The 13,065-nt window shown below is 51.7% G+C and carries 10 protein-coding genes; 9 read left to right on the top strand and 1 reads right to left on the bottom strand.

The genetic code is table 11. The features are described 5' to 3' along the window. Positions 1-3: 3 nt before the first annotated feature. From argB to IDM49_RS08005, 3 genes are all read left to right on the top strand, one after another. Positions 4-1,026 (top strand): acetylglutamate kinase, encoded by a 1,023-nt coding sequence (gene argB, locus IDM49_RS08015; protein ID WP_190724127.1) that lies wholly within the window; start codon positions 4-6, stop codon positions 1,024-1,026. Further along, complete coding sequence (locus IDM49_RS08010) at positions 1,023-2,249, top strand: acetylornithine transaminase (RefSeq protein ID WP_190724126.1); 1,227 nt, start codon at positions 1,023-1,025, stop codon at positions 2,247-2,249. The genes argB and IDM49_RS08010 overlap by 4 nt, the downstream gene beginning before the upstream one ends. Positions 2,250-2,409: 160 nt before the next feature. Beyond that, positions 2,410-2,889 carry an arginine repressor gene (locus IDM49_RS08005; RefSeq protein ID WP_168615459.1) on the top strand — a complete coding sequence of 160 codons (480 nt, stop codon included), beginning with the start codon at positions 2,410-2,412 and terminating at the stop codon, positions 2,887-2,889. A gap of 64 nt (positions 2,890-2,953) precedes the next feature. Here IDM49_RS08005 and IDM49_RS08000 read toward each other — a convergent pair whose 3' ends face one another. Then, positions 2,954-3,346: an ankyrin repeat domain-containing protein gene (locus tag IDM49_RS08000; protein WP_190724125.1), complete on the bottom strand. Its 393-nt coding sequence runs from the start codon at positions 3,344-3,346 to the stop codon at positions 2,954-2,956. Positions 3,347-3,541: 195 nt separating this feature from the next. On the opposite strand from IDM49_RS08000, the gene IDM49_RS07995 reads away from it, so the two are divergent. The 6 genes from IDM49_RS07995 (at position 3,542) to tyrS (ending at position 12,693) form a co-directional block, all read left to right on the top strand. Continuing rightward, on the top strand, positions 3,542-5,098 hold the full coding sequence (locus IDM49_RS07995) for an AMP-binding protein (protein ID WP_190724124.1): 1,557 nt from the start codon (positions 3,542-3,544) through the stop codon (positions 5,096-5,098). 172 nt (positions 5,099-5,270) lie between these two features. After that, on the top strand, positions 5,271-6,482 hold the full coding sequence (locus IDM49_RS07990; protein WP_168615462.1) for an argininosuccinate synthase: 1,212 nt from the start codon (positions 5,271-5,273) through the stop codon (positions 6,480-6,482). A gap of 94 nt (positions 6,483-6,576) precedes the next feature. Next, positions 6,577-8,022, top strand: a complete 1,446-nt coding sequence (argH, locus tag IDM49_RS07985) for an argininosuccinate lyase (protein WP_190724123.1) — start codon at positions 6,577-6,579, stop codon at positions 8,020-8,022. A gap of 189 nt (positions 8,023-8,211) precedes the next feature. After that, entirely contained in the window at positions 8,212-8,763 is a 552-nt protein-coding gene (locus IDM49_RS07980; protein ID WP_228008049.1) for an adenine phosphoribosyltransferase, read from the top strand. Between the two features lie 296 nt (positions 8,764-9,059). Beyond that, complete coding sequence (locus tag IDM49_RS07975; RefSeq protein WP_228008246.1) at positions 9,060-11,258, top strand: HelD family protein; 2,199 nt, start codon at positions 9,060-9,062, stop codon at positions 11,256-11,258. Between the two features lie 124 nt (positions 11,259-11,382). After that, the gene (gene tyrS, locus IDM49_RS07970) at positions 11,383-12,693 is read left to right on the top strand and encodes a tyrosine--tRNA ligase (RefSeq protein ID WP_190724122.1); all 1,311 of its coding nucleotides are present in this window, start codon (positions 11,383-11,385) and stop codon (positions 12,691-12,693) included. Positions 12,694-13,065: the final 372 nt, after the last annotated feature.

Below are 13,065 nucleotides of genomic sequence, written 5' to 3'. Positions count from 1 at the left end.
CTTATGACTGAACAGAGGAGAACTGCACCGCGATTTTTAGAGGCACAAAGCAAAGCTCAAACCCTCATGGAGGCGCTGCCGTGGATCCAGAGGTTTGCGGGCAAAGTGATGGTGTTTAAGTACGGTGGCAACGCCATGGTCTCTGATGAGTTGCGCGCCGCGTTTGCTGAGGACATGGTCTTTTTGCGGTCTGTCGGTATCAAACCGGTAGTAGTGCATGGCGGGGGTCCGCAAATCTCAGCCATGCTTGAAAAGATGAATATCCCCTCTGAATTCAGGGGAGGGTTGCGTTACACGACGCCCGATGCGATGGACGTAGTGCGTATGGTGCTTACCGGGCAGGTTGCCCGTGAGTTGGTGAGTCTTATTAATGCGCACGGTCCTTACGCGGTGGCAATGAGTGGAGAAGACGGCGGCTTATTGCGTGCCCGTCGTATCAAAGCTCAAGTTGACGGTGTTGCTACCGATGTGGGGCTGGTTGGTGAAGTCGTTGGTGTGAATACCACCGCTATCGCATCCATGATTGACGCAGGAAAAATCCCCGTTATCTCATCGGTAGCTCCCGAGCTGCACGATCCGATGAAATACCCTGATCATCGTCACGGAACCGCAGGCCTGACCGGTGAAATTTTGAATGTGAATGCGGATACTGCTGCCAGCGCAGTCGCTGCAGCTCTCGGAGCTGAAAAACTTGTGATGCTGACGGACGTTGAGGGTCTGTACGCCAACTGGCCCGATGCATCCTCGCTGATTTCTTCGCTGACGGTCAGTGAGCTCAAAGCGATGCTTCCAACTTTAGTGTCGGGCATGATTCCTAAGACGCAGGCCTGTCTGATGGCAGTCGAACAGGGAGTACCCCGAGCGACCATTGTCGATGGACGATTACCGCACTCATCACTTCTTGAAATTTTTACAGACACCGGCATTGGTACTCAGGTAACTGCTGATGATGATGCTGGCTGGCAGGTGCCGCCACCTGATTTCAGCATTGCGTCTTCCACTTTAGAGCAAGGAGGTCTCTCATGACTCAGCAACAGATATTGGACGAGTACAAACACGATCTTCTGGGCGTGTTTGGCGACCCGTCGCTCGTGCTTGTCGAAGGCTCCGGAAACATCGTCACGGATGCCAATGGTAAGCAATATCTTGATTTATTAGCAGGTATTGCTGTCAGCTCTTTGGGGCACGCTCATCCCCGATGGGTACAAGCCGTGCAGCAGCAGGCCGCCAAACTTGCACATATTTCTAACTTCTTTACTTCGCCCACGCAGGTAAGGCTTGCATCCACTTTGATCGAAAAATTATCTCCGGTGCAGGACGCTCGTGTATTCTTCTGTAACTCGGGTGCCGAAGCCAACGAAGCCGCTTATAAGCTGGCTCGTCGTCATGGTAATTTATCAAGCCCCCAACGAACTACTATCTTGGCTCTCGAACACGGTTTTCACGGCAGAACTACAGGTGCACTTGCTCTGACCCATAAACCGGCTTACCGAGAACCCTTTGAGCCGCTGCCTACCGGCATCAAGCACATTCCCGCCACCCTGGAGGCGCTTGAAGCGCACTGCGATGAAACAGTTGCAGCTCTCATCGTGGAGCCCATTCAAGGCGAGGCCGGCGTGCTACCGCTACCTCCTGGCTACTTAGCCCGCGCTCGTGAACTGACGCGAGCAAATGGTGCACTGCTCATTGTCGATGAAGTTCAAACAGGAATGGGCAGAACAGGTCTCTGGTTTGAATGTACTCGCGAGCTTTCTGCAGAAAACCTCCCCGATGTCATTACTCTGGCTAAAGGGCTAGGGGCAGGTTTTCCCGTCGGCGCCATGATAGTGGTGGGGCAGAACCCTGCTGCGCTCTTTCAACCGGGAATGCACGGAACAACCTTTGGCGGCAATCCGCTGGCGACAGCGACAGCTCTTGCAACTGTCGAAACCATCGATGAAGAACACCTACTGTCAAACGCAGAAAAGGTCGGTGCATATATTCGTGAGCGTGTAGGCTCTCTGCCCGAAGTGGACGAAACAACAGGTAGAGGGCTACTCATAGGCATCCGATTAACCCATGAAAAAACGCGTTCAGGCCTGCCACTAGCACCAACAGTCGTAGAACGCGCGCGTCATCACGGGTTTATTATCAACGCGACAGGACCAAGCGTGGTAAGGCTAGCGCCAGCCCTCAACATCAGCATCGTCGAGGTGGAAAATTTTTGCCGCCAGTTCCCAGCAATAGTAAGCGAGGCTGATAATTGTTGAGAAAACTGGGAACAATCAAAAATTTTGAATAAATATTAAAAAATTATGCACTATACTAAAAGGGCGCAAACGGGCAATATCCGTACACCGAAAGCTATGAAGAACCTAGAGGTAGAAACTCAAGATTCTCACCAACCACCAACCCTCAAAGAGAAAAATCATGGCTATTCCAGCAACAAAAACAGCTCGACAAGCTCGCATCATTGAAATTCTGCAGAGCAACCGAGTGCGGTCGCAGGCTGAACTTGCACAGCTACTCACTGACGATGGCGTCAAAGTAACTCAGGCAACCCTCTCACGCGACCTCGTCGAAATCGGCGCAGAGCGCGTACGCGACCTTAAAGCCGGCCTCATCTACGCGGTCCCCAACCACCCGGTACGTCGCACAGCATCCGATGCACCGGACTCTCGCATGGTTGGCCTGTTCAAAGAACTCCTTGTCACCGCAGAAGCCTCAGGAAATCTTGTCATTCTTCGCACTCCGCCTGGAGCGGCGCAGTTCCTCGCATCCTCAATTGACCACTCAGGAATTGACGAAATTCTAGGCACCATCGCGGGCGATGACACCGTCATGGTGATTACTCGCGACAAAGAAGGCGGAGAAGCGCTCGCTGACCGTTTCTTAACCTGGGCAGAATAAGGACTGACACCAAAGGCCACCTATCATCTGACGGTAGGTGGCCTTTAGCGCATCTGATCTGTGCTTAGTGTTTCTCTAGTAACTCCTGCATATGCGCGTATTCAAAATACCGAGCAACATCCAGCGGAGTCTGGTTTCCCAATGAAGGGTTCGCTCCACTATCGAGAAGCAACTGGGCAAGCTGTAGATTATTGCGAAAAACTGCGCACACTAACGCCGTTTGCCCGCGGTCATTCATGCGGTCTAAATCAGCGCCCTCGTTAATCAGCATGTTCACGACCTCAATGTTTTCGTGGTAGGAAGCGAGAATGAGCAGAGTATCGCCGTTCGCGTTGGTGAGATCTACCGGCACACCCTGAGTGATCAGAGAATGTAGACCGGTGACCTTGCCATCGCGAGCTAAATCGAAGACAGAATTGAGAAATTCAATTTCTTCTTGCGCGAGTTCGCCTGACATGGAAATCCTTATAATGGGGAGATTTTTAGTGTGTATTAACTGTACACATCGTCTGGTTCGCAAGGCGGGTGTTTCGTAGAGGTCCTTTAGTGGACACACAAGAAAAACGCTAACAGATGCGAGTACGCATCCCTCGTGAACTCAGACACTGATAACTTAGTACCTTGTATTAGTAATTGACCGAGATAGGATAACGTGAGCCTTACCGTAGAATCAGCGACTTCAACGCACAACCTTGCATCTTTCGTGGCCAATCATCATTCCAATAACCGTCCCGCTATGTATTGGGCGGATCAATCGATGACCTACCGTGAGCTGTATGCTTCGGTAGCTGCTGCGCGCCGCGTCCTTCAAAACCACGGTGCTGAGCCGGGCAAGCGTGTTGCGCTGTCGCTGCCTAACGTGCCTTTCATGCCGGTTTACTACTACGCGATTATTTCTTTGGGTGCGATTTGTGTTCCTCTCAACCCTTTGCTGAGCGCTCATGAGCTGAAATACCAGTTAGAGCATTCCGAGGCGGAGATCTTAGTGACGTGGGATGGAACCCGTGTTGCTGAGAGCGCGCGGGCTCTTCCTGAGTCCTCAGGAGTTGCCGTAGAGCAATTAGATGCTACCTATCAGCTACCTGTCCTTGATGATTACTCGTGGGGGCCTGAGCCTGTAACCGGTGCTGATCCTGCCGTGATTCTTTATACTTCCGGCACGACAAACCATCCTAAGGGTGCAACGTTGACTCATCGGAATATGATGTCCAATGCCTCTGAAACTGCGAGCGTCTTTGGGTATACCGGTGAAGATGTGATTTTCGGTGGCTTGCCGCTTTTCCACGCATTTGGTCAGACTGTAGCTATGAACGCTGTTTTCTTTGCGGGCGCTTCCGTGGCCTTGCTTCCTCGTTTTACGCCTAAGGGCGCACTTAACCTGATGAAAGAAACCGGCGTTACCAATGCCTCTGCGGTGCCCAGTATGTTTGCCGCTATTGCGGTTGCTTTAGAAAAGATGGGGGAGGACGCAGCACAATATCGCGGTACTTTGCGTTCAACAATTTCTGGTGGTGCCGCTTTGCCGGAGCACATTCATGAACAGTTTAAGAACTCGTTGGGCGTGCCTATCTATGAGGGTTACGGTCTGAGCGAGACCTCGCCCGTTGTATCTTTCAACCGTCCCGAAACTGGCACGCTGATTGGCTCAGTTGGTCCTGCTATTCCCGGTGTTGAGGTTGAGGTGCGCGATGAAAATCGTCAGCCTGTGGCGCAGGGCGAAACCGGTGAGCTGTGGGTTCGCGGTGAGAACGTGATGGCTGGTTACTGGAATAACGCGGAAGCTAATGCGGCAGTCTTTGACGGTGCTTGGTTTGCAACGGGCGATATTGTGAGGCTCGATGAAAAGGGCAATATCTTTATTGTTGATCGTAAGAAAGATATGGTGTTGCGCAATGGATACAGCATTTATCCGCGCGATATCGAAGACATCATCTACACCCATCCGCGAGTGCACCTGTGTGCGGTTGTGGGCTACCCGCATCCTAAGGTTGATGAAGAGGTGCAGGTATTCATTACCCCAACCGAAGATGTGACTGAAGAAGATGAGGCCACTGTGCTGAGCGAAGTTGAAGAGCTGTGTCGTGAAAAGCTTTCGTCGTATAAGTACCCCCGTGGCTATGAGATTATTCGTCAGTTACCGCTGGGGCCGACCGGTAAGATTTTGAAGACTGAATTGCGAAAGATGATGGTGGAACGCACACAGCGCTAGGCGCTCAATAAGAGGTCGTTCAAGGCGGGCAAGCTGAATAGCTTGCCCGTTTTTGATGTTAAAAAGCAAATTTTTATGGAAAATTTCTAAGTATTACCTAGGTTGGGTTGCATGAATATAAATACTTGTGAATAATTATGTGTAGTTGAATAAAACTTTGAAAGGAACTGCAATGAAAGAGCGCATCGTACTTGCATACTCGGGTGGTCTCGACACCTCAGTAGCAATCGGTTGGATTGCTGAGGCTACCGGAGCTGAAGTAGTCGCAATGGCGGTAGACGTAGGGCAGGGTGGAGAAGACCTTGAAACCATTCGCCAGCGCGCTCTAGACTGCGGCGCGGTAGAAGCTTATGTGGCGGATGCGCGTGATGAGTTCGCTAATGAATACTGCATGCCTGCCTTGCAAGCTAACGCACTATACATGGAGGCTTACCCGCTGGTCTCAGCTGTCTCGCGTCCCGTTATTTCAAAGCACTTGGTCAAGGCAGCTCGTGAATTTGGTGCTACGACCGTTGCACACGGATGCACCGGTAAGGGCAACGATCAAGTTCGTTTTGAGGTTGGTATCCAGACCCTCGGCCCAGATCTAAAGTGCATCGCGCCTGTGCGTGACCTTGCCCTAACTCGTGATAAGGCAATTGACTACGCAGAGAAGAATAATCTGCCCATTGCTACTACTAAGAAGAATCCTTTCTCTATCGATCAGAACGTATGGGGTCGCGCGGTTGAAACGGGTTTCTTGGAAGATATTTGGAACGGTCCCAGCAAAGATGTCTACGACTACACTGACGATCCCACGTTCTCTCCCGCTCCCGACACCGTAGTTATCACCTTCAAAGGAGGTGTTCCCGTTGCTCTTGACGGTCAGCCTGTCACTCCTTTGCAGGCTATCCAAGAGATGAATCGCCGCGCAGGCGCTCAGGGTATTGGACGCATCGATGTTGTTGAGGACCGCTTGGTGGGCATCAAATCTCGTGAGGTTTACGAGGCTCCCGGCGCGATGGCTCTCATCGCGGCACATAAAGAGCTCGAAAACGTAACGATTGAACGTGAACAGGCTCGCTTTAAGAGGACTGTTGGTCAGCGCTGGACAGAGCTTGTCTACGACGGCCAGTGGTTCTCACCCCTGAAGAAGTCATTGGATGCTTTCATCGCTGATACCCAGCAAATGGTTAACGGCGAGATTCGTATGGATCTGCACGGTGGACGTGCGGTTGTTACCGGCCGTCGTTCTGATACTTCGCTTTATGACTTTAACTTGGCTACCTACGATGAAGGCGACAGCTTCGACCAGTCACAGGCACGTGGGTTTATCGAGTTGTTCGGTATGTCTTCAAAGGTTGCTTCACGTCGCGATCAGAACCTGGGAATTAACCCGCTGTAAGACGCAATAGCTGGTAGGGCTTGGACACCTGGATCTGAGCCCTACCAACTTGAATTTTCACCGTTCTATACCAGGTCAACAATGAGGTTTAGTGATGTCTTCTCACGAAAAACACGGCACTAATGACGGCGCGCTATGGGGCGGTCGTTTTGCTGGCGGTCCGTCGGACGCTTTGGCTGCTCTTTCAAAGTCAACCCAATTCGATTGGCGTTTGGCGCCCTACGATATTGCCGGTTCCCGAGCCCACGCTCGAGTGCTGAAGAAAGCTGGGCTGCTGACAGACGAAGAATTAGGTGGAATGCTCGATGCTCTTGATCGGCTCGAAGCCGATGTGCGTTCTGGCGACTATGCCCCGGCGGAGTCAGATGAAGATGTACACGGTTCTCTTGAAAGAGGGCTGATTGAACGTGCCGGTACAGAACTCGGTGGCAAGTTGCGAGCAGGACGTTCGCGCAACGACCAGATTGCGACGCTGGGACGCATGTACCTGCGCGACCACGCATCCATTATTGCCAGTGGGATAATCGCCGTCATTGACGGGTTGATTGCCCAAGCCGAAAAGCACCCCTACGCACCCATGCCCGGGCGAACCCACCTGCAACATGCGCAACCGGTGTTGCTCTCGCATCATCTTTTAGCACATGGTTGGGCACTTAGCCGCGACCTAGACCGTTTATTGGATTGGGACAAACGCGCGGCGGTATCGCCCTATGGATCTGGTGCGCTCGCAGGGTCTTCACTGGGGCTTGATCCTGAGGCTGTCGCCGAGGATTTGGGCTTCAACTCGGCAACGTGGAACTCAATCGACGGTACCGCATCTCGCGATGTTTACGCTGAGTTCGCGTGGATTGCTGCCATGATTTCTGTAGACCTGTCTCGTGTGAGCGAAGAAGTGATTTTGTGGGCGACGAAAGAGTTCTCGTTCGTCAAGTTGCACGATAGCTTCTCGACTGGATCATCGATCATGCCTCAGAAGAAGAACCCCGATATCGCTGAGCTTGCTCGCGGTAAGGCAGGACGCTTGATTGGTGATCTGACGGGGCTGTTGGCGACGTTGAAAGCACTTCCGCTGGCTTACAACCGCGATTTGCAAGAAGACAAAGAGCCTGTTTTTGACGCTATTGATCAGCTTGAAGTGCTCTTGCCTGCTGTGTCGGGAATGGTTGATACTCTCGAGTTCAACACGGAGCGTTTAGCGGAGCTTGCGCCCCAGGGGTTCGCTTTAGCCACGGACGTTGCGGAGTGGCTGGTGCGTCAGGGAGTACCTTTCCGTGTCGCGCACGAAGTTGCGGGGGACGCGGTGCGGGTGTGCGAAGAAAAGGGAATTGAGCTCTGGGATCTCACTGACGAGGATTTCGCTCAGATTTCCTCAGATCTTACGCCTGGCGTCCGCGAAGTGCTGACGGTTGAGGGTTCTTTGAACTCGCGAAGCGCCCAGGGCGGTACTGCACCGTCAGCTGTTGAGCAACAGCTGGCTCAGCTCAAGAAGGAGCTGTCTGCCCAGCGAGATTTTGCACAGCGTCCGCAAGTTATTAGCTAGTAGCCCTTTACGTTAGTACGTACTTCAGCCGAGCTAGTAAAACATCAATATGAAGTGAATAGCGTAAGAATCTATGACCCCGTACGGGGACGTTACTTGAACGCTGGAGATGTTTTACTAGCTCGGTGTGTTGTTGATGCGTGACGTATACTTGCATCTGGTTTACTGTCGATTTTTCTAAGGTTTTTGATGTCTCAGCCCAATTTTGCTGAAATGCCAATTGACGAACTTGTGCCTGCTGCTTGTGCGCAGATTCCTGATTTTCCGCAAGAGGGTATTTTGTTCTATGACGTCACCACTTTGTTTGCTAATTCCGTTGCTTTTAAGCGCAGTATCGACGAGTTAGCGGACCGTTTTGAGGGTACGTACGACATTGTGGCAGGTGTTGAAGCTCGCGGGTTTTTGATGGCAGCCGCCCTCGCATATAAGACGGGCAAGGGAGTCATGACAGTTCGTAAGGCGGGTAAGCTTCCGCGTGAAACTTTCCAAGCTGAATACACCTTGGAGTACGGTACCGCTGCGATTGAGATTCATAAAGAAGATATCCCGGCAGGTCAGCGAGTTCTTATTCTCGATGATATTTTGGCCACGGGAGGAACCGTTGAGGCCGCAATCTCATTGATGGAACAGGCCAAACTTGAAGTTGCAGGCGTCGGTTTTTTGATGGAGCTTGATGGTTTGGGCGGCCGTTCTAAGATGGGCGATCACCGTGTGGAGAGCTTGAGTCTCACTACAGAGTAAGTAGATAAAGAAAAATGGCTGAGGACGCGATATTTTCGCTTCTTGGCTATTTTTATACCTGCCGGTTCTCGAACCTAAGGGAGCGGGTTTTAGTTGGGACGTAAAGCGAGTAAGATTAATCTCCGCTTTCTGTGCATCGTACTTTCAACGTCAAATCGATGATAGCGCAGAGTTTTTATTTTTCAGGTGGAAGGGTACTTGTGACCGAATCTAAGCAGCGTCAAAATGAGCAGGGCACTCAGACGTCTAACGACGCGTTAGCTCAGCAGATTGCTATTGAGCGTGAGTACGTTTCGATGTTGTATACACGCCTTGATCAGTTGCGTGCTGAGAACGAATCGAAATTGAAGGGCGTGCGGCGTAATCAGTCGGTGGGCGGCCATCAAAATCGCTCTGAACGTGATGCTTATGCGCAACATTATGAGGATCGCCTGGCTCAGTTGAATGCTGTGGACCACCGTCTGGTGTTTGGCAAGCTCGATATGGATGATGAGAGCTCGCGCTATATCGGTCGTATCGGCTTGGCCACTGAGGATCATGAGCGCTTGATGATTGATTGGCGTGCACCTGAGGCAGGCACTTTTTATCAGGCTACTGCGTTTGATCGTCGGGGGGTTCGCAGCCGTCGTCATTTGATGCTGGAACGACGTGACGTTGTGGGTATCGAAGACGATGTACTGGATGCTTCTGTTCTTGAAGGCGATGATGCTTTGCATGGTGAGGGCGCGCTTCTTGCGGCGCTGAACCGTAAGCGTACCGGACGCATGGGCGATATCGTTGCAACGATTCAGGCTGAGCAGGACAAGATTATTCGTGCTGATTTACCGGGTGTTCGCGTGGTTCAGGGGGGCCCCGGTACAGGTAAGACGGCTGTGGCGCTTCACCGTGCTGCGTATCTTCTCTATTCCTACCGTGAACGTTTGAATAATGCCGGCGTTTTGGTCGTTGGTCCGAGCGCATCTTTCATGTGGTATATCGAGCGAGTTTTGCCTTCGCTGGGTGAGACCGGCGTGGTGATGTCTTCGTTGGGAACCCTGTATCCGGGTTTGCGCGCGGTACCGGAAACTAACCCGGTGATTGCGCGTATCAAGGGCGATTTAAAAATGGCTGATGTTATCAAACAGGCTGTAGCTGATCGTCAGAAGGTTCCCGCCAAGAACCAGCGTCTGTATGTTGACTCTACCGATATTGAGTTGACTCCTAAGATGGTCAAACATGCTCGTGCAACTGCCCGTTCAACGGGCAAGACTCATAATGAGGCTCGCGAGACATTCGTGAAGGTTCTTCTCAAAGACCTCACCAAGCAGCTCAATGAAAAGCTGGACGCTTCAGCGGGGCGCGCGGTTGATCGTCCTTACCTTCAGGACGATGTCCGCGAGTCTTTGGACGTCCGCCGTGCACTGAATTTGTTGTGGATGCCGCTATCGCCGGAGACCCTTGTGCGTTCTTTGTTTGCGAAGCGTCATTACTTGGAATCCGCTACTGCGGGGGTACTTTCTGAAACAGAGCGCGATCTTCTGCACCGGTCATCCGATGCGCCGTTTACTGAGTCTGATGTTCCTTTGCTTGATGAGGCAGCTGAGCTACTGGGCGATTTTTCAAAGGTCACCGGTGCCGCTGCTGCTGCGCGTGCGGTAGCTGAGCATAAGGCAAATATTGAAAACGCGAATAAGGCGTTGGAGAACATGCACTATGCGCTTGAAGATATTGGTGCAGATGGCATTATTACTGCCGAGCAGATTACTAATCTCAATGAGGAAAGCATCAGTCGTATGACTGCGGCGTCTGCGGCGAATGCCGATCGCACCTGGGCGTACGGTCACGTGGTGGTCGACGAGGCTCAGGAGCTTTCGCCGATGCAGTGGCGTTTGCTGATGCGCCGTTGCCCCATGAAGTCTTTCACTATCGTAGGTGACATTGCGCAGGCGTCCTCTGCAGCGGCTTCTAAGTCGTGGGCGCAGGCATTGGAACCTTTTGTGGGGGAGCGCTTCCACCTTGATGAGCTGACGGTTAATTACCGTACTCCTGCCCAGATTTCGCATACGGCGGTTGCAGTGGCTCGTGCCGCCGGTCTTGAAATCTCTGCTCCTCGTGCGGTTCGAGAGGGCGAATCTGGCCCTTTGATTGCTGAAGTCTCACCGGAACGGCTGGTGGCTCAAACTGTGGAGACTGTCTCTCATGAGATTGAGGCTTCGGGTGGAGGTCTGATTGGTGTCATTGTCGATCCCCGTCAGTACGCAGAGGTTGCTCAGGCGGTTGGACGCGCACATCGAGGTAAAACAGGGACGAGCGAGAGCGCATTGGAGCATCAGATTCTTGTGCTCACACCGTGGGAAGCAAAGGGTCTTGAATTTGATGTTGTCATCATCGTTGAACCGGCTCACCTAGTCGAAGCAGCCAACGGTTCAGTGGGTGACTTGTATGTTTCGATGACTCGTCCTACTCAGCGTTTGCATCTTGTTGCGTCAAAGCCGCTGCCGGCAGGAATCAACTAACGGTTCATTGCCCTGTCTTTTCACTGGCTGAGGCACTACCCGCCGGTGGATTAGGACGGGCAGAACTGGTAATTTTTTAGTCATATCGGTTGTATACCGCCCTTAGTTTGAATTGGAGTAAGTCTTGACTGCTCAGCATTTGGCAGAACAACATAACGATGATTCTTTTGAGAACATCTGGCAGGAACTCAAATGGCGTGGACTCGTTCACGTCTCTACCGATGAAGAAGCGTTGGAGAAGGCGCTTGCTGAGGAGTCTTTGACTTTCTATACCGGTTACGATCCCACGGCTGCCTCGTTGCATTTGGGTCATTTGGTTCAGCTGTTGTTGATGCGTCGTCTCCAGTTGGCGGGGCATAACCCGCTGGGCCTTGTGGGCGGTGCGACTGGTTTGATTGGTGATCCCCGTCAGACGTCAGAGCGCGTGTTGAACTCACCCGAGATTGTCCAGGGCTGGGTTGATAAGTTGCGTGAGCAGATTGAGCGTTTTCTTGACTTTGAGGGCGAGCACGCTGCACGTATGGTCAATAACTTGGAATGGACTTCTGAGCTTTCTGCTATTGATTTCTTGCGCGAGATTGGTAAGAACTTCCGCGTGGGCACCATGGTCAAAAAAGAGATTGTGGCTAAGCGTTTGAATTCTGATGAGGGTATTTCGTACACCGAGTTCTCCTACCAGATTTTGCAGGGTAATGACTTCCGCGAGCTTAACCGTCGTTACGGTTGTTCGTTGCAGACCGGTGGTTCAGATCAGTGGGGCAACCTTACTTCGGGTACCGAGCTAATTCGTAAAACTGAAGGCAAGAGCGTTCATGCTATTGGTACACCGCTGATTACTAACGCGGATGGTACTAAGTTTGGCAAGAGCGAGGGCAATGCTATTTGGTTGAACCCCGAGATGTGTTCACCGTACGCTTTCTACCAGTTCTGGTTGAATACTGCTGATGCCGATGTCGCTGATCGTTTGAAGGTGTTCACCTTTCAGTCTCGTGATGAGATTGCTCAGTTGCAGAAGTTGACTGATGAAGCTCCCTTTAAGCGTGAGGCTCAGAAGACTTTGGCGTTTGAGGTCACCAAGCTGGTTCACGGTGAGGATGCTACTCGTAAGGTGATTGCGGCATCTGAAGCGTTGTTCGGTAAGGGCGATTTTGAGGCACTTGATGAAGCAACTCTGAAGGCTGCTACTGCTGAACTTCCTCATGCAGTCTTGTCTGCCGATGAGCTGGATATGATTACTGTTTTGACTGAGACCGGTTTGTCAGAGTCGAAGTCAGCAGCGCGTCGTACGTTGAAAGAGGGCGGTGCCGCTATTAACAACGTGAAGGTTCAGGGTGAGGATGCGACTATCTCGGTTGAACAGTTGTTGCTCGGTAAGTACGCAGTTGTACGTCGAGGCAAAAAGAACATGGCAGTCGTAGAAGTTGCCACTAGCTAATTGACGGTGGAAATAAGCGGGGTCTTTCAGAGTGAAAGACCCCGCTTTGTGTTTATCTGTGATGTAGATTTATGCTCTGGTTTACAAAAATGGGCTATTTACTAGGTAAAACAGGGCTTTTGAAAGTTTTTAGAAAAACTTTTCACTTTGTTTTCTGTGGGTTGACGTGGGCAAATGTTGCAAAAGGAGTATTTTTGTGACGTAGGGTACGGTCTCTCGAGTTGCACACCGGGGAGCATGTGCGTATAGTTGTATGAGTCGTCGCGGCGAGGGAGTGAGTAAAGCTCCTAGTCAGACGGTGGTTTTGAGAAGTTTATAGGGTTGTTGTTGCTGGTTTGTGACGGCGTGTTGGTCCTGTTGTGGTTGATGTGT

Source organism: Rothia terrae, assembly GCF_014705925.2.
Taxonomy (GTDB): Bacteria; Actinomycetota; Actinomycetes; order Actinomycetales; family Micrococcaceae; genus Rothia; species Rothia terrae.
The sequence above is the reverse complement of the archived record's forward strand: the minus strand, read 5'-3'. Positions and strand labels throughout refer to the sequence as shown.

Excerpts from the sequence above, each read along its gene's own strand:
- argB (WP_190724127.1), top strand. The coding sequence starts at position 4 with ATGACTGAACAGAGGAGAACTGCACCGCGATTTTTAGAGGCACAAAGC.
- IDM49_RS08010 (WP_190724126.1), top strand. The coding sequence starts at position 1,023 with ATGACTCAGCAACAGATATTGGACGAGTACAAACACGATCTTCTGGGC.
- IDM49_RS08005 (WP_168615459.1), top strand. The coding sequence starts at position 2,410 with ATGGCTATTCCAGCAACAAAAACAGCTCGACAAGCTCGCATCATTGAA.
- IDM49_RS08000 (WP_190724125.1), bottom strand. The coding sequence starts at position 3,346 with ATGTCAGGCGAACTCGCGCAAGAAGAAATTGAATTTCTCAATTCTGTC.
- IDM49_RS07990 (WP_168615462.1), top strand. The coding sequence starts at position 5,271 with ATGAAAGAGCGCATCGTACTTGCATACTCGGGTGGTCTCGACACCTCA.
- argH (WP_190724123.1), top strand. The coding sequence starts at position 6,577 with ATGTCTTCTCACGAAAAACACGGCACTAATGACGGCGCGCTATGGGGC.
- IDM49_RS07980 (WP_228008049.1), top strand. The coding sequence starts at position 8,212 with ATGTCTCAGCCCAATTTTGCTGAAATGCCAATTGACGAACTTGTGCCT.
- IDM49_RS07975 (WP_228008246.1), top strand. The coding sequence starts at position 9,060 with ATGTTGTATACACGCCTTGATCAGTTGCGTGCTGAGAACGAATCGAAA.